This is a genomic window from Campylobacter iguaniorum, assembly GCF_000736415.1.
Lineage (GTDB): Bacteria > Campylobacterota > Campylobacteria > Campylobacterales > Campylobacteraceae > Campylobacter > Campylobacter iguaniorum.
The window spans coordinates 1537833-1560587 of the sequence record NZ_CP009043.1; the positions used below are offsets into that span (position 1 = coordinate 1537833).

The 22755-nt window shown below is 36.6% G+C and carries 21 protein-coding genes, 6 tRNA genes and 2 pseudogenes; 17 read left to right on the top strand and 12 right to left on the bottom strand.

What is annotated here, in order from left to right; all coding sequences use genetic code 11:
• Positions 1-80: 80 nt before the first annotated feature.
• From CIG1485E_RS07775 to CIG1485E_RS07825, 11 genes are all read left to right on the top strand, one after another.
• Positions 81-2189, top strand: a complete 2109-nt coding sequence (locus CIG1485E_RS07775) for a TonB-dependent receptor domain-containing protein (protein ID WP_051870955.1) — start codon at positions 81-83, stop codon at positions 2187-2189.
• A gap of 50 nt (positions 2190-2239) precedes the next feature.
• Positions 2240-3379, top strand: a complete 1140-nt coding sequence (locus CIG1485E_RS07780) for a PepSY-associated TM helix domain-containing protein (RefSeq protein ID WP_038455207.1) — start codon at positions 2240-2242, stop codon at positions 3377-3379.
• Between the two features lie 56 nt (positions 3380-3435).
• On the top strand, positions 3436-4059 hold the full coding sequence (locus CIG1485E_RS07785) for a MerR family transcriptional regulator (RefSeq protein WP_038455209.1): 624 nt from the start codon (positions 3436-3438) through the stop codon (positions 4057-4059).
• Complete coding sequence (locus CIG1485E_RS07790) at positions 4056-4688, top strand: UPF0323 family lipoprotein (RefSeq protein WP_038455211.1); 633 nt, start codon at positions 4056-4058, stop codon at positions 4686-4688. The genes CIG1485E_RS07785 and CIG1485E_RS07790 overlap by 4 nt, the downstream gene beginning before the upstream one ends.
• 53 nt (positions 4689-4741) lie before the next feature.
• Positions 4742-5023 carry a hypothetical protein gene (locus CIG1485E_RS07795; protein WP_038455213.1) on the top strand — a complete coding sequence of 94 codons (282 nt, stop codon included), beginning with the start codon at positions 4742-4744 and terminating at the stop codon, positions 5021-5023.
• A gap of 11 nt (positions 5024-5034) precedes the next feature.
• Positions 5035-6210: a glutathionylspermidine synthase family protein gene (locus CIG1485E_RS07800; protein WP_038455215.1), complete on the top strand. Its 1176-nt coding sequence runs from the start codon at positions 5035-5037 to the stop codon at positions 6208-6210.
• Positions 6210-6755: a UbiX family flavin prenyltransferase gene (locus CIG1485E_RS07805; protein WP_038455217.1), complete on the top strand. Its 546-nt coding sequence runs from the start codon at positions 6210-6212 to the stop codon at positions 6753-6755. Before CIG1485E_RS07800 ends, CIG1485E_RS07805 begins: the two co-directional genes overlap by 1 nt.
• 225 nt (positions 6756-6980) lie before the next feature.
• The gene (locus tag CIG1485E_RS07810) at positions 6981-7913 is read left to right on the top strand and encodes a D-2-hydroxyacid dehydrogenase (protein ID WP_038455218.1); all 933 of its coding nucleotides are present in this window, start codon (positions 6981-6983) and stop codon (positions 7911-7913) included.
• A gap of 200 nt (positions 7914-8113) precedes the next feature.
• A complete protein-coding gene (locus CIG1485E_RS07815) occupies positions 8114-8611 on the top strand; it encodes a YajQ family cyclic di-GMP-binding protein (RefSeq protein WP_038455220.1) in 498 nt (165 codons plus the stop codon).
• A 10-nt stretch (positions 8612-8621) separates the two neighbouring features.
• The gene (locus tag CIG1485E_RS07820) at positions 8622-9290 is read left to right on the top strand and encodes a thioredoxin domain-containing protein (RefSeq protein WP_038455222.1); all 669 of its coding nucleotides are present in this window, start codon (positions 8622-8624) and stop codon (positions 9288-9290) included.
• Between the two features lie 99 nt (positions 9291-9389).
• Entirely contained in the window at positions 9390-10691 is a 1302-nt protein-coding gene (locus tag CIG1485E_RS07825) for a coproporphyrinogen III oxidase family protein (protein WP_038455712.1), read from the top strand.
• Here CIG1485E_RS07825 and CIG1485E_RS07830 read toward each other — a convergent pair.
• Genes CIG1485E_RS07830 through CIG1485E_RS07850 form a run of 5 tightly spaced genes read right to left on the bottom strand, consistent with a single transcriptional unit; the run spans position 10683 to position 16522 of the window.
• Positions 10683-12389, bottom strand: coding sequence for an ATP-binding protein (locus CIG1485E_RS07830; protein ID WP_038455224.1), 1707 nt, complete (start codon positions 12387-12389; stop codon positions 10683-10685). The genes CIG1485E_RS07825 and CIG1485E_RS07830 overlap by 9 nt on opposite strands.
• Complete coding sequence (locus CIG1485E_RS07835; RefSeq protein WP_038455226.1) at positions 12386-13924, bottom strand: fatty acid--CoA ligase; 1539 nt, start codon at positions 13922-13924, stop codon at positions 12386-12388. Before CIG1485E_RS07835 ends, CIG1485E_RS07830 begins: the two co-directional genes overlap by 4 nt.
• Positions 13925-13926: 2 nt before the next feature.
• Positions 13927-15201 carry an OmpP1/FadL family transporter gene (locus tag CIG1485E_RS07840; RefSeq protein ID WP_038455228.1) on the bottom strand — a complete coding sequence of 425 codons (1275 nt, stop codon included), beginning with the start codon at positions 15199-15201 and terminating at the stop codon, positions 13927-13929.
• Positions 15201-16049 (bottom strand): deoxyribonuclease IV, encoded by an 849-nt coding sequence (nfo, locus tag CIG1485E_RS07845; protein ID WP_038455230.1) that lies wholly within the window; start codon positions 16047-16049, stop codon positions 15201-15203. The genes CIG1485E_RS07840 and nfo overlap by 1 nt, the downstream gene beginning before the upstream one ends.
• Entirely contained in the window at positions 16046-16522 is a 477-nt protein-coding gene (locus CIG1485E_RS07850) for a hypothetical protein (RefSeq protein WP_069107387.1), read from the bottom strand. The genes nfo and CIG1485E_RS07850 overlap by 4 nt, the downstream gene beginning before the upstream one ends.
• 135 nt (positions 16523-16657) lie before the next feature.
• Here CIG1485E_RS07850 and CIG1485E_RS07855 point away from each other — a divergent pair.
• The 6 genes and pseudogenes from CIG1485E_RS07855 (at position 16658) to CIG1485E_RS07875 (ending at position 21098) form a co-directional block, all read left to right on the top strand.
• Positions 16658-16732, top strand: a tRNA-Glu gene (locus CIG1485E_RS07855).
• Between the two features lie 256 nt (positions 16733-16988).
• Positions 16989-17825, top strand: a pseudogene (locus tag CIG1485E_RS09720) (nitrate- and nitrite sensing domain-containing protein); the annotation flags it as partial.
• Positions 17826-18413: 588 nt separating this feature from the next.
• Positions 18414-18950, top strand: a pseudogene (locus CIG1485E_RS09725) (methyl-accepting chemotaxis protein); the annotation flags it as partial.
• 141 nt (positions 18951-19091) lie between these two features.
• Positions 19092-20189, top strand: a complete 1098-nt coding sequence (locus tag CIG1485E_RS07865) for an aldo/keto reductase (protein ID WP_200876031.1) — start codon at positions 19092-19094, stop codon at positions 20187-20189.
• Between the two features lie 29 nt (positions 20190-20218).
• A complete protein-coding gene (locus tag CIG1485E_RS07870; RefSeq protein WP_235183848.1) occupies positions 20219-20629 on the top strand; it encodes a putative quinol monooxygenase in 411 nt (136 codons plus the stop codon).
• A 43-nt stretch (positions 20630-20672) separates the two neighbouring features.
• Positions 20673-21098 carry a MerR family transcriptional regulator gene (locus tag CIG1485E_RS07875; RefSeq protein WP_038455235.1) on the top strand — a complete coding sequence of 142 codons (426 nt, stop codon included), beginning with the start codon at positions 20673-20675 and terminating at the stop codon, positions 21096-21098.
• Between the two features lie 27 nt (positions 21099-21125).
• On the opposite strand, the gene CIG1485E_RS07880 is transcribed toward CIG1485E_RS07875, so the two are convergent.
• From CIG1485E_RS07880 to CIG1485E_RS07910, 7 genes are all read right to left on the bottom strand, one after another.
• Positions 21126-21662, bottom strand: coding sequence for a hypothetical protein (locus CIG1485E_RS07880; protein WP_235183849.1), 537 nt, complete (start codon positions 21660-21662; stop codon positions 21126-21128).
• A 20-nt stretch (positions 21663-21682) separates the two neighbouring features.
• Positions 21683-22141 (bottom strand): hypothetical protein, encoded by a 459-nt coding sequence (locus tag CIG1485E_RS07885; protein WP_051870957.1) that lies wholly within the window; start codon positions 22139-22141, stop codon positions 21683-21685.
• A gap of 130 nt (positions 22142-22271) precedes the next feature.
• A tRNA-Leu gene (locus tag CIG1485E_RS07890) sits at positions 22272-22356 on the bottom strand.
• A 9-nt stretch (positions 22357-22365) separates the two neighbouring features.
• Positions 22366-22442: transfer RNA gene (locus tag CIG1485E_RS07895), tRNA-Arg, on the bottom strand.
• A gap of 49 nt (positions 22443-22491) precedes the next feature.
• A tRNA-Arg gene (locus CIG1485E_RS07900) sits at positions 22492-22568 on the bottom strand.
• Positions 22569-22589: 21 nt separating this feature from the next.
• A tRNA-His gene (locus CIG1485E_RS07905) sits at positions 22590-22666 on the bottom strand.
• Positions 22667-22670: 4 nt separating this feature from the next.
• Positions 22671-22748 (bottom strand) — tRNA-Pro (locus tag CIG1485E_RS07910).
• Between the last annotated feature and the right edge of the window lie 7 nt (positions 22749-22755).

Consider the following 22755-nt stretch of genomic DNA (forward strand, 5'->3'; position numbering starts at 1 on the left):
ACCAAAATTCAGTTAATATTAAATAAATTTATAATACTATTCGCTTTGTAAATTAAATTTAAACAAAACAAAGGAGAAAAATGCGTAAATTTACTAGCAAAAGTATGACTACTATACTAGCGAGTTCTTGCATTGTAGCAAATTTATTAGCAGCAGATGAAAGCGCTACTTTAGATAAATCAGTAATCAGCGCAACAGGATTTATACAAGAGATAAAAGACGCGCCAGCGACTATTAGTGTCATTTCATCTACCGAGATTATGAGTAAGCCTATTCGCGACCTTGGAGACATAGTCCAAGAGATTCCAGGAGTATCGACTTCTGTCGAAAAAACTGGAGCCACAAGCATTCTTATGCGTGGAATGAGTAGCGACTATACTCTTATCTTGGTCGATGGAAAAAGAATTAACCAATCAAAAGGCTTTGATGGAAATGGATTTGACTCAACTAGTGGTTTTATACCGCCAACTTCTATGATAGAAAGAGTAGAAGTCATCAGAGGACCTGCTTCTTTAGTCTATGGAAGCGACGCTATGGGTGGAGTTATCAACATAATCACAAAGAAAAATACAAAAGAAGCTAAAGCCAGCATAGGACTTGAAACAAGACTTCAAGAAGACCACGATACTTGGGGTAATACATACGGATTAGACGGTAACGTTTTTGCCCCTATAAACGATCAGCTCTCTATCAATGTTCGCGGTAAATACGTTTACGGAGAGAAGAATGAATTTTTACAAAAAGATATAGCTGGATGGACGCCATCAGGTACCAATCCATACACAAGCCACTCACCATCTGCATACAGAAACTACTCTTTAGGCGGCAGATTAAACTGGGAAGTTGATCCTCAAAACAACATCTACGCAGACGCAGACTATGGATTTCAACGTTTTGGTAGCTTAAATACCTCAAGCTCACAAATCCAAGCAAAAAGAAACTACTATAAATACAAAGGCGTATTAAACCACGACGGAGATTATGACTGGGGTAAGACAAACAACTACGTACAGTTGATGAGAACAAAAATACTTCCATACACCAAACAAGTTGGCAGAGGGCTTGTTGTCACTGATTCAGAAAATAAAGATGGTCTAATACAAAATGACAATATCACATTAGGCAACTCAAATGCTGTAAATTTTGATTTCAAAAATTATGGTTCTATGATTTTTACTTTTGGTGAGTATTTCCAATATGAAGAGCTATACAAAAGAGCTGATGATTTCAAAAAAGACCAATACACTTTAGCTGGTTTTGCAGAAGCTGAATATATGTTTAATGAATATTTTTCTACAACAACTGGCGCTAGGGTAAATTATATAGAAAAATACGGCACTTTTGTAAATCCAAGATTGTATTTTAACTACTATCCAACTGAGGATTTGACATTTAAATTTGGCATAAGCACTGGCTTAAAAGCTCCACAACTTGGCGCTCAATATGATGGATACTACGACACAGATGGCACGACTGATCTATACGGCAACCAAAACTTAGATGTCGAGCAAACTACAAGCTATGAAATAAGCTCTATATGGGAGACATATTTAGCAGATTTTACTGCTACAGCATTTTATACAGAGTTTAAAGACGCTATTAATACAAAAACTTATGATAGCGGTGCAACTTTGCCAGGAGGATATGGCACTTGCGGTAGCCAAGGTGGCGCAACTTGCTCGATATATGAAAATGTAGATGAAGCCACATCAAAGGGATTTGAGCTTGCTATAAACTCAAAACCGCTATTTGAAAGAGTAATTCCACGTGGAATTTACGTTGATTTTAGCTATGGATATACAAAAACAGAGCAAAAAAGCGGAGACAACAAAGGCAAAGCCCTAAACGACGTCCCAAAACACAATCTAACAACCAAAATATCATACAAAGCCCCGAGCTGGAATACCTACTTAAGATGGGTTGCTAAGCTAGACACTCCAGCAGACAATGCCCATACAGCCAACAGCGGACTTGATGATAAATTTAAAGATATGCACGTTGTAGATCTTGGATATAACTATAAATTCAAAAACGGCATAACAGTCGGTGCAGTTATCAATAATTTACTTGATGAAAACTTTGTAGATTATCAAACATATCAAGGCTCTAGAGGACTTGCTTACACAAATACTTACCAAAGAATGATTCCAAGACGAAATCTTTGGCTAACTATAAGAGCTGATTTCTAGCATATAAAACCACCAAATTTGGTGGTTTTACTAAATTTAAAGGAAAAGCGTTGCTATTTAAAAAGAAAAAACTGATTTTTAATCTACACCTGATTTTGGGATTTTTAGCTTGTTTGCCACTAATCATCATCGCCGTAACTGGCTCAATGATAAGCTACAACAACGAAATACGAAACACCATAAACTCTCTAAGCTTCAAAGCTGATTTTAACCAAATCCACACCATAGCCAAAACGACCCAAATGTTTAAAAACAACTATCCAAACTTAGAGATAAACTCTATTAAATTTGAAATCCAAAATCCAAATTTACTCACCATTACTACGCACAAAGACCAAACAAATTATCTCATAAGCAGAAGTGACGGAGCTATTTTAGGCACTGATTTAGGGGCTAAAGTCATGCAAATCGCCCTTGCCTTACATAGAAATCTAGGGCTTTCTTTGATTAATAGTAGCTTTGATGGTAGGATTATTGGCAAACACATAGTTGGAGTTTGTTCCATTTGTCTTATTGTTTTGTGTTTAAGTGGTCTATATCTTTATGCTCCACGCTTAAAATACGCATTTTTTCGCTCTTTAAAGCCAAATTTCAAACTAAAAAAATATCAATTTTTTTATAATTTTCACTCGGTTTTTGGGGTATGGAGCTTTGCTATTTTGATTTTGATATCGCTTACTGGTTTGTTTTGGTCTTATGCTTGGGTGAATTCTTTGTTTCACAAAGCTTTTGGAATAGAGCAAGTTCAAAGAGATAGCAAAATGCGTACTAAACAAACTCAAAAAACAGCGCAAGCAAAGTTTGATCAAACCAGCTTAGAAGTGGTTTTAGCTACATTCGAACAAAATGTAAAACCCGGCTTTCAAAAGCAGACTATCAAACAAACCAGCCCAAATATATATGAGATAGCCTATCAAAACGATCTTGATACAAGAGTATCAAACAGCGTCGCAATAAATGCAAGCACTGGCGAAATCTTAAATCATCAACTAGCCAAAATCAGCCCACAAAGAGCTCTGAGCTTGACTATTTTAGACTTGCATAGTGGTAAATTTTTTGGCAAAATAGGACTTTTTATATTTTGTATTGTTTCACTTTTAGCCGCACTTTTTGCTATTAGTGGCGTTATTATGAGCTATTTTAGACTAAGCAAAAAACCCAAAATAGGCAAACACACCAAAAAGATTTAACTCAAATTTTAGTAAATTTAAAATATAATAAAAGCTAAATCAATCTGGGGCAATATATGAAAAAAGTTCTAGTCCAAGAAGCAGCTGAGATTTTGGGCATCACCAAAGAAGCAGTTTATAACCGTATTCGCAGAGGCTCTTTGAAAATGACAGAAACAAACGGCACAAAATACGTCTTTATAGGAGACACCAAAGAGACCAAACCCAAAAAAGAAGTCACCAAAAAATCCAAAAAACCAGATGATGATTTTGGAGCCTATCTCATATCTCAAGTTGAGCAACTCAAGAAAGAAAACCAAAAGCTTCAAGATGACAAAGACGAGCTTTTTAGACAAAAAGAGCAGATTTTGATAAGCAAAAATGAAGAGATAAAAGAAATTTACAAAAGCAATGATGAACGCCTAAGAAATATCCTAACCATGCTCCAACAACCGCTATTAGCCAGACAAAACGGCGAATACATCGAAGCCATCGACGTCGAGCCAAGCGATGAAATAGACAGAAAATGGATAAATTTGAATGATTTTTTATCAAATTTAGCAATAAAACAAAAAAAGTTAAAAAAACTTCAGAATTATTTGCTAAAATGTATCGGCAAAGAGAAATTTATAAAGTACAAAAACGGCATTATTTACGTCAAATTTGACTTAGACTACAAAAAAATCAAGGAGAAAATTTGAAACATATAAAAACATTAAAAGATATAAGCAAAACTGCGGGTCTTGGGGCTGTGCTGGTTTTAGGTTTAGCAGCTTGTGGAAATGGCGATCAAAATAGTGGTGCAAATAGTGGCGCTATAAATGAAGCCGCACAAAAACAAGGCGCAACCGTATTTATAGAAAAAAACCCTGACGGCAGCTACAAGATAGCAGATGAGTTCCCAAGCAACGAAACAAGAGTGTTTTTACGTGAAGCAGACGCCACTGGAGCTATGAGCGAAAGACTTCTTAGCCAAGCCGAGCTTGACAAACTCATGCAAGAAGAAAATGCCAAAATAGAAGCTGGCACAAGTGGGCTGACTAACCAAAACGCAAGCGTGAGTAGCGGCGGAATGAGTCTTGGAGAAACGATACTAGCAAGTGCAGCTGGAGCGATTATCGGTAGCTGGATAGGAAGCAAACTATTTAATTCTCCAGGCTACCAAAACCAACGCCAAACCGCATACAAAAATCCAAGCGCATATAATAGAAGCGTAAATAGCTTCAACAAATCAGCCACCACAGGAGCTAGAACTACTGGTGGCAAAAGCGGATTTTTTGGCGGGTCAAGCACGGGAGCAAGCACAAGTTCTACTTCAACTGGCGGTTGATAGGCTAAATTTGGCTTGGAATTTGCTTTTAGCTTTTAAAACAAGGAGCAAATATGCAAATCTCAAACCAATTAAACTCTGTTTTACAAGAATATGTCCAAAAAACCAGCCTTGGCGACACATCTTTTAGCGATATGTTAGAAGAAAATTTATCTAAATTTGACGAGCTTGAAGACAAGATGAAATCCATTACCGAACAAGCTAAAAAAGATAGCGATATGTTTAAGGTATTTGATTTTATGCAGATAATGAACCAGCTTATTTATGGAAATGTCAGCGACAAAGAGAGATCAAAGCTTCTTGCAAAAGCTAAAGAGATCAGCCAAAGCGTATAAATTTAAGGAAAATAATGAATTTAAAAACAATAAAACCACTTGATAATGATTATCTTCAAAGTATAGGATTTAGCTGGCATACAGATCCAGACAACACACCATATATCGCTGATGAGCTTGTAGAGGTTAGCAGTGATGAGTGTGAGGCATATTACGACGCGGCAAATGAACTTTATGATATGTTTGTCGCAGCAGCCCAGTATGTGATAGACAATGACCTTTTTCACGAGCTTGGGATTCCTTTTAATCTAATCGATACAATCAAACAAAGCTGGGAAAATGAAGTCCACTGGCATCTTTATGGCCGTTTCGACTTCGCTGGCGGGACTGGTGGTAAGCCGATTAAATTAATCGAATTTAACGCCGATACGCCAACAAGCGTCTTTGAAACAGCCATAATCCAATGGGCTATGCTTAAATTTAACAGTCTTGATGAGGGCAAACAATTTAATGATTTGTACGATGGTTTGGTCGAAAATTTCAAACGCCTTGTCACGTTGGACGAGGATACAAGCAGTTTTGATGAACATTATGAGGGCTGGAAAATTTTATTTAGTTGCATAAGTGGTAGCGATGAAGATGAAAGCACTACAAGACTACTTCAAAGCGCAGCGAATGACGCTGGATTTGAGACCAATTTTTGTTATGTAAACGACGTGAGTTTTGATGATGAAAACGGTATTTTTTATGATGGTCAAAACTACGAATACTGGTTTAAACTTATCCCTTGGGAGAGCATTGCTATAGAAGAAGGCGAGCTAGCCTTGATACTCAAAAACATCATAAATAACCAAAAAGCCATAGTCTTAAATCCAGCCTACACACTGCTTTTTCAAAGCAAAGGCATTATGAAAATTTTATGGGATTTATACCCAAATCACCCACTTTTGCTAGAGAGTAGTTACGAGCCACTAAGCGGCAAAAAACAGGTCAAAAAGCCATTTTTAGCTCGCGAAGGAGCAAATGTCACATTGCTTGATAATGACGGAAATATCATTAAAGAAAATGGCGGAAGCTACGGCAATGGTAAATTTTTGTATCAAGAGTTTGCCGAGTTTGACAAAAGTGGCGATGAGAGCTATCAAGCTGGGGTATTTTTCGCTTTTGAAGGATGTGCGCTTGGCTTTAGAAAAGGCGGCGACATCATCGATAACTACTCTAAATTTGTCGGTCACATCATAAAATAATGAAAATAATCGTTGGAATAACTGGAGCAAGCGGAGCAAATTTAGGCGTAAAACTGGCAAATTTATTGCCAAATTTAGGTCATGAAACCAGCGTGATTTTAAGCGACGCAGCTAAAATTTCGCTTGAAAAAGAGGGGTTTGAGTCTAAATTTAATGAGCAAATTCATATTTATTCTAACGATGAAATTTACGCCCCAATGGCGAGCGGATCGGCTAAATTTGATAAAATGATAGTGGCACCTTGTTCTATAAACTCACTTGCCAAGATAAGCTGCGGCATCGCTGAGAGTTTGATTTTAAGGGCGTGTGCTGTAACGCTTAAAGAAAAAAGAGAGCTGATTTTGGGCGTGAGAGAAACCCCGTTTTCGACCATTTCGCTTATGCAAATGGCTGAGCTTTCTAAGCTTGGCGTCATCATCGCACCACCAGTTTATGGGGCTTATAGTAAGGCAAAAAGTATAGATGAGCTAGAAAATTTCATCATAGGTAAGTGGCTAGATCTACTTGGCGTGGAGCATGAAATTTACAAAAGATGGAGTAAATAGCCCAAATTTAAAATAATTTTTGCCAAATTTACAAGTTGTAAATAATATTTTTGTAAATTTCAGACAATTTAAACCATAGAAATTATAAAAACAAAGGCGAAGTATTTTTTCGCTAGACAAGGCGATTTTAAAATTTAGAAAAGAGCGGACTAAACGTCCGTGACTGACTAAATTTAAAAATCAACAAAGTCTAGTAGAAAAAAGATGAGCCGCAAAGGAAAATATATGAAAATAGTATGCTTAGACGCCGATACCTTAGGCAACGACGTAGATTTAAACCAGTTTTTTTCCAAATTTGGAGAGTTCATCAGTTACCCAAAAACAGAAGCCAAAGACACAATAGAGAGACTAAAAGACGCTGATGTGGTGCTCACAAATAAAGTTCTCATCACCAAAGAAGTCCTTGCAAACACTAGTTTAAAGCTCATTTGTGTGACTGCAACAGGGGTAAATAACATAGACCTTGAAGCAGCCAAAGAAGCTGGCGTAAGTGTCAAAAACGTCGCTGGATACTCCACTTCTAGCGTCGCACAGCAGACTTTTGCAAACCTTTTAGCTCTTAGAAACCAAACAAGTTATTATGATAGCTACTGCAAAAGCGTAGAGGGCTGGGCGAAGAGTGAGATTTTCGTGCATTTAAATAAGCCGATTTTTGAGCTTAGCGGCAAGAGTTTTGGCATCGCGGGGCTTGGAAGTATCGGCAAAAGCGTCGCAAACATCGCCAAAGCCTTTGGCTGCGAAGTCTGCTACTACTCAACAAGTGGCAAAAATGACAATAACGAGTTTAAAAAAGTGAGTTTTGATGAACTTTTAAAATGCGATATTATCAGCATTCACGCTCCGCTAAACGCCGATACTAAGGGACTTTTTGATGAAAAAGCCCTTTTAAATTTAAAAAACGGCGCGACTTTGATGAACTATGGTCGTGGTGGAATAGTAGATGAAACTGCCATTGCAAGGCTAGTTGATGAGCGTGAGATCTACTTCGCAACTGACGTACTTGAAACTGAGCCGATGAGAGCCGATCATCCGTTTTTGAGTGTCAAAAACAAAGACAGATTGCTTCTTAGCCCACACATCGCTTGGGGAAGCGTTGAAGCTAGAAAAAGGCTTTTGGAGCTTGTTGTCAAAAATATTGAGGATTTTTATCAAATTTAGACAACCTTTACAAAGTCTCGCAATGACAAATTTGCATTGAAAAATCAAATAAAAATAAAAGGCGAAGTATTTTTTCGCTAGACAAGGCGATTTTAAAATTTAGAAAAGAGCGGACTAAACGTCCGCGACTGACTAAATTTAAAAATCAACACCGTATAGTAGAAAAAAAACAAGCCACAAAATAAACCAAAGGAGACATTATGGCAGACGAACACAGCTTTGATATAAGCGCTAGCGTTGATTTGATGGAAGTCAAAAACGCTATTGAAACTTCTAAAAAAGAGGTTGGCTCAAGGTTTGATTTCAAAGGGCTAAAAGCAGAGATTGACTTAAACGAAAAAGACAAAACCATAACTCTTTTGAGCTCAAGCGATTCAAAAATCGACGCTTTAAAAGACATAGTCATAAGCAAACTCATCAAACGCGACATTCCACCAGTTGCGATAACTGAGCTAAAAAGAGAAAATGCAAGTGGCGCAAACACCAAATGCACGCTCAAGCTCAATGATACGCTTGATTCAAACAATGCCAAAAAAATCACAAAAGCTATCAAAGATGAGAAGCTAAAGGTAAATGCGAGCATTCGCGGCGAAGAGGTGCGAGTAACTAGCAAGTCAATCGATGAGTTACAAGCTGTAATTAAACTAGTAAAAGGGCTAAATTTGGAGCTTCCACTTAGCTTTAGAAATTTAAAATAAAGGATTAAATTTGAGTAAATTCAGACTATTTTTAGGAGCGATTACGCTATTTTGCGCTGTTTCATTAAACGCCATTACTGAGGGCAAAGACTACATCAAGCTAAACTCAGCTCAGCAAATACCAGATGCCGATGATAAAATAATCGAGCTTTTTAGCTATAGTTGTATCCACTGCTACAACCACTTCAAAGGTGGCACTCTTGAGTTTGTCGCTGAGCTTTTGCCAGAGTTCAAATATGAAGAGTGGCAAGTAAGACAAATGGGCGATTATGGCTATTTGATGGGCGAAGTTTTGGCTTATGCTAAGATGATGGATGAGGCAAATCTTATCAAATCAACAAGCAAAAAATCAGCCTATCACGCAGTTTTGAAAGCGTATTTTGAGGCGTATTTCAAACATCGCCAAAGATGGAACACTGGGGCTGCATTTTATCAAGTAGGCGCAGACGCTATCAAAGAAGCAACCAAAAAAGATGTAAGCATAAGCGATATATCTGAGTATGCAAGCAGCGATGAGGGTAAGAAATTTACTTCAAGATTAGATGACGGACTAGAAGTAGCTAAGCTAAACGGAACTCCAGCTTTTATCATCAAAGGAAAATACCTTGTAAATTTAGAAAATGTTAAAAGCGAAGATGAATTAGTGAATATTATAAAAGAAATAATTAAACTTAAATAAAAATGAGCCACAAATTGGCTCTTTTTATTTGCATTTAAATTTAATATACAAATTTATGATAAAATCTTATAATTTTTTTAAGGAAAAGTATTAATGTTTATGGACAAGATCCAAAATCTTGCTGTAAAATATGCAAGTTTCACTATGCAAAAATCCTTGCGTCAAAATTTGCAAATAGATATTTTACACAAAGATTTTACTAAGCAACCAAATTTAGATAAAAGCTATATGCTTTATGCTCATATCCCTTTTTGCCATACGTTTTGTCCGTATTGTTCGTTTCACAAATACGCATATAATGAAGAAAAAGCCAAAGCTTACTTTGAAAATTTAAGAGCCGAGATGATAGATAAAAAAAATCTTGGCTATAATTTCACCTCCATGTATGTCGGCGGCGGCACAACTCTCATAAACGAAAATGAGCTGCTAAAAACACTCGAGCTTGCTAAAAAGCTCTTTGATATCAAAGAAATCTCATGCGAAACAGATCCAAATCATATAAATCCAAATGAATTATCTAAATTTAAAGGTCTTATAGACAGGATCAGCGTCGGAGTGCAAAGCTTCGATGATGAGATACTAAAAAAAGTAGCAAGATACGATAAATTTGGCTCAAAAGATGTCCTCATTGACAAACTTAGCAAAGCCATTGGAATACTTCCAGTTACGAGCTTGGATCTGATTTTTAACTTTCCTTTCCAGACAAAAGATGGACTAATAAACGATATATCAATAGCCAAAGCTCTAAGCCCAGATCAAATCACATTTTATCCACTGATGAAATCAAACATCACAAAAGACAAAATTGCTTCAAGTCTTGGCATCAGCCAAAAAGACAATGAAGCCCAGTTTTACGAGATAATACGTGCTGAATTTAAAGACTATCATAGCAACAACTCTTGGTCGTTTTCTAAAACAAAATCAAATCTCCAAGATGAATATGTCGGCTCAAATCACGAATATTTGGGCGTCGGAAGTGGTGCTTTTAGCTTTATGGATGGAGAGCTTTATGTCAATGCCTTCGACCTTGATGAGTATGGCTCAAGGATAATAAATCACAGAAGTGCAACCATAGCTAAATGCAAATTTGAGCAAAAACAAAGGCTAAAATATCTATTTTTAACAGAACTTTTTGACGGGCAAATTTGCATAAATGAATTCAATCAAAAAAACCAAGCAAATTTAACCCAAAGCCTATTTTTAGAACTAACAATGCTAAAACTTACAAAAGCAATCATTATCAAAGACGGCAAAATAACCTTAAGCAAATTTGGCAGGTATTTGTTTGTCGTGCTTATGAAAGAGTTTTACATAGGTATGGATATGGTAAGAGCAGTTTTTAGAGACGGCAAAAAGCTAAAATCAGGCACAAAACTAAAAGTAATGGAGGGCTTAGAGTAAGCCCACTCTTTTATCCTCGCCAAATGCTGAGTTTAGCTCCCTTTTTATCTCATTTTCAAACTCACGCATGGTAAATATCCCATTATCACTGCAAGCTACTTTGAGCGCTGTATTTTTGAGAGTAAGCATGATCTGAGCTCCGCTTAGCTCGTATTTTGCTAGCTCTTCTAGACTAAAACTCTCTTCAAAACTAGCATTTTGTGGAATGACCTTTTGCCAAATTTCAAGTCTGGCTTTGAAATCAGGCTTTTTAAATTCAATTTTATAATCAAATCTTCTTGAAAAAGCATGATCCAAGCTTTGCATAAAATTTGTTGTAGCGATCAAAACTCCCTCAAATTTTTCTATCTGTTCTAAGAAAATATTTTGCATTTGGTTATGCATTTTATCACTTCCAGAGCTTGCATCGACGCGGGTTGAGAGGAATTGATCTGCTTCATTTAGTAGCAAAACTGGCTCACTTTTACTCTTGGTGCAAATTTCTTTATAAGTATCAAAAATCTTGCGGACATTTTGCTCGCTTTCGCCCACATATTTGCTTAAAATCTTAGAACAATCAAAGCTTAGAACCTGCTTTTTAAGGCTCTTTGCGAGGCTTAAAGCGCTCATTGTTTTGCCAGTGCCTGGACTTCCGTAAAATATCACTTTTACCATAGCGCTTTTTGCCTTTTTAAATCCCCATGAGTTTAGGCGATTTAGTACCTTTTTATCGCCTTGTTTTAGGATATTATCAAGCAGCTCTTTTGTCCCAGCATTTAGCACGACGTCATTTAGATCGCTGCTTGGCTCGATGAGTTCGAAAATCTCGCTTTCTTTTACTAGCGTTTCTAGCTTTAGTTTTTTTGATTTTTTGGAGTTTTGTGGGTGCATGATGAGCTGCAAAATATCTTCATTGATAAAAAAGCTCCTACTTACACTCCCAAAAGCATTTAGCACCTCATCATAGTCAATAAGCCCATTTTCAAGCAAATTTGAGCCCTCTTCAAGCAAACTTCTGCTCTTCATTCGCTCCATTTCATCCTTGCTAACAAGGCTTACAAGAGTGTTTAAATCACGCAAAGCCTCAAATTCGCCACTATATTCTTCTTTTAGCAATGCCAAAAATATAATCTGCTCTTTTGGACTTAGTGCATTATCTTTAAAAATTTGCTCGCAAGCTAGAGGAATTTTGCTGATTTTTAGGCGATTTTCCACGATATTTTCTATCTTTTGGATCTTGCTTTCTAGCTTTGAAATGCTATTTTGACTATGATTATTTAGCCTTTTTTGATAAAGCTCGATTTTCAAAAACTGATCTTTTAGATACTCCAAATGGTCATTATATGGCTCACTTACTGGCATTAAATTTATGCTTTTGCCCTCTTCTAAAAGCACCAAAAACGGCTCACTAAGCTCAACTTCACTATAAAGCATACTTAGTTTGCTAAGCTTTGGTTTGTTTTCTTTAAAAAATGAGAAATTTTGCGTCAAATAGCCAGCGTCTATAAGATTTTTTAGCTTTGAAATTTTATCTAAATGTTCGAAATCTTTTGGACTAAAAACAGCATTTAAAAGATCGAAAACACTAATAGAGCTAACTCCATTTATATAACTTTTTGTTAGATGTCTTAAAATTTCAAGCTCGTCGCTATCGCACTCAAGCAATGAAAAAATCTCAGAGTCAGCATTTGCGTTCAAAAAATCTTTTAAATATTTCAACCAATCTTACCTTTTATCTGTTCTTTTAGAACTCTTTTTAGCACTTTTCCAGCAGCATTTTTTGGCAATTCATCTGCGAAATATATGCTTTTTGGAATTTTGAAGTTTGCAAGGTGTCCTTTTAAAAACGCCTTTACTTTAGCCCCGTCTAAGCTCATATCTTCTTTGAGCTGGATAAATGCGATCACATCTTCATCTTCAGCTTCATCTTTGATGCCTATTACTGCACACGCCTCGACCTCTTCAAGCTTGTAAATAAGCTCTTCGATCTCTCTTGGATAGATGTTTTGACCTTTTGAGATGATAAGGTCTTTCAGTCTATCTACAATGTAGATAAATCCGTCTTTATCGACTTTTCCAAGATCTCCAGTTTTGAGCCAGCCATTTATGATTGTATCATCAGTAGCAGTAGGATTGTTTAAGTATCCTTGCATGACGTTATCGCCTTTGACGATGATTTCACCGACTTCGCCGATCTTTTTTTCTACCATTTCTTCATCTACGATTTTGACTTGATAATTTGGCAGCGCTAAGCCTACGCTTGAGACTTTTTTGTTTTCTGGGCGGTTTACGCTCACAAGTGGTGAACATTCACTTAAGCCATATCCCTCAAGTAGTTTCGCACGTGGAAAAATACGCTCAAAATCATCGATTGTCTGCTTTGCTAGTGGAGCTGATCCGCAGACAAAATATCTAATAGAGTTAAACCACTTAAAATACCATGGGATTTTTGCCTTAGCAATAGCCGTATAAATCGCTGGAACACCCAAAAATACAGTAACCTTTTTAAGTAAAGTCTGTTTTAGGACGTTTGAAAATGGAAACACTGATTTTACCACGACTTCACTACTCGCGCTAAAAAGCGGCATGATAACCATAACGGTCAAAGTAAAGCTATGAAACATCGGCAAATACACGATAAATCTATCTTTTGGAGTTATGCTAAAAATCTCATTTATGCCAAGTATATTTGAAAATACGTTTTTGTAGCTGATTATCGCGCCCTTTGGGTGTCCAGTCGTGCCTGAAGTATACATGATATTTGCGATATCATCTAGCTTGGCTGGGCAAATTTGAGTGGTTGGCTCACAAGCAAGTGCGTCGCTAAATTTAAGATAATCATCTCTTTTAGCTTCACCGATAACTACTACATTTTGGATTTGCGTGCTTTCTTTGAGTCCTTGGGTCTCTTTTTGGTGTGAGTCTGAGACGAAAAGCATTTTTGCATTACAATCATTTAAGATATAAGCGAACTCATCTTTTTTCAAAAACGTATTTATAGGAACTGCAATCGCTCCTATAGAAGTAATAGCCAAAAACGATATGATAAACTCACTTGAGTTAGTCACTATCATCGCCACTCTATCTTTGTATGAAATCTCATGATTTCTTAAAAACTGAGCTACTCGATCTACTTTTTGCTTCAAATCTTTATAGTTGATTTTGACTTCATTTTCAAAAATCGCTACAGTCTTGGGATACTCTAAAGCCGAATTAGTAAGCATCTCATAGTAGTTATTAAATTTATATTCCATAATTAGAACCTATATTTTATACCTAAATTTACTAGTTGAGAGTTGGCATTTGTCATCTCGCCTACGACGTTGTTAAATTTAGCCCTTTCATCGTTTTTGTCGATATGCCTATTTTGTCTATCTTGGAATAAATATCCAAATGCAATCTCTATATCTTCATTATACTTGTAGTTCAAACCAACTGAATATATATAAGCTGAAGTATCAGGAAGCTCAAAACCTATGAGTGTCGGGTCGCTTGGGCTCTCATCATAAGCAAAACCGGCCATCAATCTTAGCTTATTTGTCGCGTCCCACGCCACGCCAAGACGGTATGTGTTTGAGTCGTGGAAGTTTTTTTCTACTGGTTTGTCAAAAACTGCTTGAGCCGGTATGCTTGAGCCACCGTAATTAAAATCAAATCTCTCAAGCTTGCTCCAATAAGTCCTTTCAAATGCAGCTAGCAAAGTCACATCATCTATCTTGTATCCAAGACCAAGAGTAAGAACTGCTGGCAAAGGTATGTTTACGCTAACTGGACCGTTGTATGAACCGTTAAATCCCGGAACAAAAGTAGAAGTCGATGAAGTAATTTGTGCATTACCTTCAAGATTCATATCTATTTTTGATCTATAGGTAGCTACCAAGCTTAGATCTTCAACTGGTCTATAAGTGATAGCCGCATTCCAGCCGAAATTTACATCATCGCCTTCAAGTTGTCTGCTTGCATTTAATGTAGCACCACCAAGACTTCCATTTGGATTTGTGCTGACCTTGCCTGTAGCATATATCACTCTAAATCCAGCTGCGATGCTAAGCTCATCACTCACTCTATAAGCTGCACTTGGGTTTAGCTCAAATACCTTTAAGCTGAAGTTGTTTGCAGTAGAAGCTGGATAGGTGTCTTTCCATCTCATAGAAAGTCCAGACGGCACGACAAAGCTTAGTCCAAAACGCCAGTTTTCTATGTATTCAGGAGATACGAAATGAAAAGTAGGAACCAAAAAGTCTGCATTTTGGGAAGTTGTTGTGTAGTTTTCAGCTGTCTTTACATCTGGGTCAAATCTGCTTTTGCCTAAATGTATATAAGTAAATGAATTTTCAAAATAATGCCTGACGTCATCAACATACATCATATTTGCTGGGTTGTAATACGCCGCGTCTGGGCCAAAACTAAAAGCCACGTTTGATGCGCTCAATGCGACAGAATCGCTGCTTTGCTCTGGTATCTTGTATCCAGCTGCGTAAAGTGTGCTAGTCGCCAAGGCAAGAAGTGAAACTTTTTTTAAATTTGTCATTATTTCCCTTTGATTAAATTTCTAAGTTGGGCGATCTCTTCGCTCCACAAACTATCATCGATAGTTTCTAAAATAAGTGGTATTTCATCGATTCTTGAATCGTTCATTATGTTTTCAAAACTACTCCAGCCAAGATAGCCTTTACCAAGACTTTCGTGGCGATCTTTTTTACTTCCAAGGTTAAATTTAGTATCGTTTAAATGCATTCCTGAAAGATACTCAAAGCCTACTATTTTATCAAACTGGCTTGTAGTTTTTTCGTAGCTTTTCGCGTCCCTTATGTCATATCCAGCGCTAAAAAGATGACAAGTATCTATGCAAACTCCAACCCTGCTTTTATCGATTGAGTTTTGCACCAAATAGCCTAAATGCTCAAATTTAAAACCTAAATTTGAGCCTTGGCCTGCTGTGTTTTCGATGACAAGTTTGATGTGATTTGAGTTTTGCAAGAGATAGTTCATGGAATCACTGATATTAGCCAAGCACTCTTCTGTGCTGATTGCTTTTAAATGTGAGCCTGGATGAAAGTTTATCATTTTTAATCCAAGCATTTCACACCTTTGGATTTCATCTAAAAAAGCGTCTATACTTTTTTGGCGTTGCAAGGTGTCTGGATGACCTAAATTTACAAGGTAGCTGTTGTGTGGAAGTATATGCTCGGGCCTAATATTTGCAGTTTTTAAATTTGCCTTAAACTCTTCTATCTCTTTTGGCTCAATCGCTTTTGCGCTCCATTGTCTTTGGTTTTTGACAAACAAAGCAAAAGCATCAGCCCCTATTTTCATAGCATTTAACGGCGCATTTGATACGCCTCCACTAGCACTTACATGTGCGCCAAGTCTTTTCAATTAAGCTCTTTCATAATGATTTTTGTACCATTTTTTTTATCAATGAAGCTAGTAAGCCCATCACAAACCTTGTATTCTACTAAAAGTTTTCTTATGCTTTGCTCAAAGCCACAAGATGTTTTTTGCATTTCAATGCCTTGAAATATCGGTTTTTGGCTGATTATATCTTCTAAAAGTTCGGGATAATGGGAGCTTAAAAAAAGCTTTTGATTGAAATCTAACTTGCTTTGGCAAGCACCGTTTATGCAAATTTGATCTTTGATATTTAGGTTTAAAATATTTTTTCCGCTGTTATAAACTTGCAAATTTATGCCATTTTTATAAAAATGCACAAAACCAGTGTCGTTTATCTTTATTAAATTTGATTTGATAAGCAAAGATATGCTTTTTGAGTGTTCAGCCTGAGGCGTAGCACAAGCATTAAGCAAGAAAATAGCCACAAATAGGCTAAAAAATCTAATAAATTTAATCAATCAAAAGCCTTTTTTAATTTAAATTAGTATGATTATATAACAAAATCTTAAATTTTTTGTATATTTAAGCAAATATTAAGTCCTACTAAAGTATAATCACACTTCCTAAACGAAACCGCAAAACCGCACTTTAGTGGCCCCTTCGTCTAGCGGTTAGGACATCGCCCTTTCACGGCGGTAACACGAGTTCGAGTCTCGTAGGGGTCACCATTTTTTATTTTAAATCATCCTAACTTTTACAAATAGCTTATAAATGTTTTCTAAATATATTTAATTTTTATTTACTATCTAGGGATAGAATGATACCCGATTTACACAATTTTTTCTGTTATTTTACCTATTTTTGCCTTGTATTTATAATTTTGTATAAATTTGGCACTTTTACGTTTCAAAATTTACAGAAAATTAAATTACAAATTTGGAGATTGCCATGTCATTTTTAAGCAATATTAGCATTAAAACAAAAATGCTTAGCTTCATTGCCATTCCACTTTTAGCCCTTGGAGTTTTTTCTGCTATCTTGATAAATGATAGATATGAAATTTACAACGAATCAGTGATACTAGATGAAGGGGTCGTGCTATCGACCAAAATCACGCCCTTGCTTCACGAATTGCAAAAAGAAAGAGGCACGTCTGGCGGATTTCTTGGTTCTGGCGGCAATGATTTTGTCGATATGCTAAAAGCCCAAAGACAAGAGAGCGACAAAGAGATCAAAACTCTAAAAAGTCTTATATCTCAGTATAATACTAACGGTCGCAAGTCACTAGAACAAAGCATCAAAGTAGCCATAAATGCCTTAGATGATTTAGGTGAGTTAAGAGCCAAGATTGATACTTTAAGCATAGCTGGAAATGAAGCTATTGGAAGATATACGCAGACTATAGCTTTGCTTATGAATGTTATGTCAGAAATATCAAAAACCAGCACAAATGACGAAATCACAAACGAGCTGATAGCTTACATAAATTTCTCATATGCCAAAGAAAATGTCGGTCAAGAAAGAGCCATACTATCAAACGCATTTAGCGCAAACAAATTTGCACCAGGCATATATGATAAACTTATCACATCTGCAACATCTCAAAAGATATTTATAAATAATTTTCAAAGATTTGGCTCAAGCAAGGCTTTGGATTTTTATGAGAAGATAGCAAAAGATGATAGCTTTAGCGAGACTTCCAAGCTAAGAGATATCGCTATCAAAAACGCTCAAAATGGTAACTTTGGCGTGCAAGGCAAATACGCCTTTAGTACTTTTACTAAAAAAATAGATCTATTAAAAAACATCGAAGATGAACTAGCTTCTGAGCTAATAATCTTAAACCCAACCATACAAAATAACGCTCTAACTAGCTTATGGACTATGGTGATTATCACAGTAGGCTCTATGTTTGCGACCTTGCTTTTAGGGTATCTAGTAGCAAAAGATACAACCACAAGGATTTTTGAGATACAAAAATACCTAATCACACTATCAAAAACAAAAAATATAAGCAACGAGCCAAATAAAAATCAGCTATCAAAAGATGAAGTTGGCGATATATTTAGATCAGTCTCTGAGTTTTTAATGGCTATTAGAGAGATTTTTACAAATTTAAACCATCAAAGCAAACAAAACGTCCAAATTTCAAAAGATCTTTTGCTTGGCTCAAATGAAGTCTTAACTCATACAAAAGATGGGTTTGATATATCACAACAAGCAAACTCTATTGGTTCAAGAGTTGAGGCTTGCTTGCTTGATAACATAGCCAAAAACGACTCAACCATGAAAGATATACTCCAAGCCCAAAACGAACTAAACTCAGCTTCTATCACTATTTCTAATTTCACAGATAGTATGAACAAAGACGCTCAAAATCAAGAAAAACTAGCCTCAGACGTTTCTATTTTAAATCAAGAAGCAACAAATATAAAAGGCATACTTGTAACTATCGCTGACATCGCAGATCAGACAAACCTGCTTGCTCTAAACGCTGCGATTGAAGCGGCACGTGCAGGCGAGCATGGGCGTGGATTTGCCGTAGTCGCTGATGAGGTAAGAAAACTAGCTGAGCGAACCCAAAAATCCCTTGATGAGATAGACGCCACCATAAATACAATAGTCCAATTCATAGACAATCTCAGCACCCAAATCACAAAAAACTCAAAAAATTTCATAAGCTTTGCCTGTAGCTCACAAAATATCAAATCTACAATCGATATTGCTCTTTCAAAATTGCAAGCTGTCAATCACATCGCCAACGAAAACATAAAAAGTTCAAAAGAATTAGGTCAAGAAACGCAGCTTTTGCTTAAAAACAACAAGCTTCTAAATCAAAATCTAGAAAATATTGCATCTGAAATGAACAAAATAACAGACGCCGCAAATGGTCTTGATGCAAAAACTATCGAAATAGAAGCCAAAATCAACGAGTTTAAATTCTAACTACTCTAAATTTAGTTCGCTATAAATGCGGACTAAATTTAACCCTTTACTAAAAAATTTTACAAATAATCCAAATTTAACTTGACTAATAGTTGCTATCAAGTCGTATAATAAATCCATAAATTCAAGTAAGGATAAAAGATGACAAACGAGAATTCCAGAAGAGAATTTTTAAAAAGTTCAACTAAATTTATCGGAGGCTTAGCGGTTTTAGGCGGAACTGGTGGCTTAAATGAGATTTTTGCAAATACCACTAAATCCACAGCTACTAATTTTGAAATAAGAAAAATCGGCGATATGAAAGTCTCAGCAGTGGGGCTTGGATGCGTGGATTTCGCTCCTATCGGATATTACGGCTGCCAAAATCAAAAATCAGACATCATAAAGCTAGTTAGACGTGCATTTGATAATGGAATCACGCTTTTTGATACGGCTGAGATTTATGGTATGACTACTAGCGAAGAGTGGCTTGGCGAGGCGATTGCACCGTTTAAAAATCAAGTCAAAGTAGAAACTAAATTTGGCTTTGAAGTAGCAGAAAATCGCCCAAGAGTTTTAAATAGCAAACCAGCCCATATCAAAAAAGCAGTCGAAGGCTCATTAAAACGCCTTAAAACTGATCATATTGATATGCTTTTTCAACACAGAGTAGATAAAAACACTCCTATAGAAGAGGTCGCAGACGTGGTAAATTCACTCATCAAAGAGGGCAAGGTTTTAAGATGGGGACTATGTGAAGCCAGTGCAAATACCATTAGAAAAGCTCACGCAATCTCACCTATAAGTGCGGTTGAAAGCGAATATGCTATTTGGTGGAGAGAGCCAGAAACCAAAATCTTCCCTACTTTAGAAGAGCTCGGGATTGATTTTGTAGCTTACTCGCCTTTGGCTAGAGGATATTTGACTGGAGCTTTTAATGCAAACTCCAAATTCGCCCTGCCAGATAGAAGAGCCGTCTTACCACGCTTTAGCCCAGAAGCGATGAAGCACAACGCACCATTGCTAGAGCTAGTCCAAAAATGGGCTAAGGCTAAAGACGTCACGCCAGCGCAGTTTTGTTTAGTGTGGGCATTGTCACAAAGACCATACATCATAGCCATTCCTGGCACGACTAAAGTGCCACATTTAGATGAATTATGTGGGGCAAAAGGCATAAGAATGAGCCAAGAAGAAATAGCTAAATTTGACAAAGAATATGCAAAATTGATATCTTGGGCCACAGAGCAAACGAAGCCATAGAGGCTCAAATAGACAAATAAATGATAGTCATGAAACAAATAATAATCTTAGCCGTTGGGGTTTGTATCGGTGTTTTGCTAAGCTTGGTTTATGCAAACAAAGACAAAAATATAGACAAAAGCTCGCTCTCAGTAAGATCTGCATATATCGAAATAATGCCAGAAAAGCTAGATGAGTTTTTACAAAGTGTAAAAACAGGTATGAAAACCTCAGTCCAAAGTGAAGATGGAGTTTTAGCATTATATGCCATCTCAGACAAAAACGATCCTACCAAAATCACATTTTTTGAGATATACAAAGATGAAGCCGCTTACGTCTCTCACATAGGCTCAGAGCATTTCAAACGCTACATCGGCCAAACCAAAGATCTAGTAACTAAAAAAGTTCTATCGCAAGTAGAAGCAGTAGAACTCCAAGCAAAAGGCGTTAAATTTGAGTGATTTAAACTATTTTAGCTACAATTAAATTTAAAAAGGGGTGAAAATGGCATCTACGATCATAGAAGTTTCAAAAGCAACTGGCATTTCTAAGTACACGCTTAGATTTTGGGTCAAAAAGGGGCTATTTCCACTCTTAGAACGCGATAAAAACGGAGTGAATTATTTCAGCCAAAAAGACATAGAATGGGCATCTTGGATAGAGTGCTTACGCGAGATGGAGATGAGTATAGAAGATATCAAAACGTATGAAAGACTAGCATTTCAAGGTATCAAAACAGCAAAACAAAGAAAGCAAATGCTCCAAAACCAACAAAACATCGTCCAAACAAAAATCCAAAAACTAGAACTCTCAATGCAAAAACTAAGCTCCAAAATCCAAATTTACGAACGCATGATAAAAACTGGCATAGACGAGCTGAATCCATCTGGCAAAGGATATGATTTTCAAATCAAGCAAAAAAATAGCTAAATTTGATTAGATAAATTTAGCCACGATTTACACGCCTAAATTTACAATCTTCCCCGCTGGGAAACCAAGCTTTGCTTCATTTGTGATATTATTAGCATTGTAATTATCAATAAAGCTTTTGTTTGCTTGATAGTATTCTTTATTTACTTGGTCTATACTTTTTAAGAATTCATCAAATAACTCTCCAGCCTTATCTGCTCCATTTGCAAATTGCAGTGCAGCATCTTTTAGATAGTCAGCTCCAAATTTACCATTAAGATAGTCAGATAGACTACTACCACTTTTTAAAAAATTATAGTAGTTCTGTACTAATTCTGATCTAGTAGGAAGTCCTGCATCAACGCTAAGTTGTGATGTTGTTGCTTCTGATTTTATAAACATGTGAAATATTTCACCAGTAGTAACTTCATCTGAATTGCTTTCTAGATTAAAGCCCAAATCTTCTTTATAATGTTCTTTAATATTTTCTACACCCGAGCTAGTTCCATAAAAATGTCCACCCACATTGTTTATATCTCCTATGTCCATGGTATAGTTTGATGCTGCACTAATCCTTCCCATCATATCTATTGGTATTGACTCATCTACATTATTTTGTTTAGAAACAATATTCCAAATATTGTTCCATTTGATGATAAGGCACTTTCTGGCATTGAAGCTAACTGTGATACACTTGGCTTACCATTACCCAAATTAGTGCCACTATTTAGTGTAGAAAAGAAACTCCAAGCCTTTGACATAGCCGAAATTGGATCTAGATTCATCTTTTCATTTTTAGCGTAATTCACTGTCATATCTACAGTCTTTACATTTATTTTTACATTACTAGGAATGCCAGCTAATTCATTAAATAATGGATCTAAAAAACCATTTTCATCAGCTTTGAAGCCGTATTTTGTAGATACAGTGTATTTGGAGTCAGCTTCGCTTACGCTGTTTAATGCCGCACTAAATGCGGAAGTATTTAAATTTGAGCTAGTTTTTGTGGTTTGAGATGGGTTGTAGGTTTGTAAATTTGTGTATAATGAATTAATACTTGGCATTGCTTTACCCCTTGATTAATTTTTTATATTTAAAAGAGTAAAGCAATAGGTGTTCCAAATAAATAACAAATTTAGATAAAAACTTAAAAATAATTTAAAATATGATTTAAAAAATTGAATGATAAAAGAATGGTGCGGACGAGAGGACTTGAACCTCCACACCGTAAGGCACCAGATCCTAAGTCTGGCGTGTCTGCCAATTTCACCACGTCCGCATAAATAAGTGGTACGCCCAAGAGGATTCGAACCTCTGGCCTACGGCTTAGAAGGCCGTTGCTCTATCCAGCTGAGCTATGAGCGCATAGCTAAAATAAACAATAAAAAGCTGCAAACTCAGCATTAACCTAAAGTGGCGCGCCCGATAGGGGTCGAACCCATAACCTACAGATCCGAAGTCTGTCGCTCTATCCAATTGAGCTACGAGCGCATCCTTAAAATCTTTAAACAATGGGGTGAGTGATGGGAATCGAACCCACGACCCTCAGGACCACAATCTGATGCTCTAACCGACTGAGCTACACTCACCAAATGGTCGGGGTGAAAGGATTCGAACCTTCGGCCCCTTGGTCCCAAACCAAGTGCGCTAACCAGACTGCGCTACACCCCGAAGCATG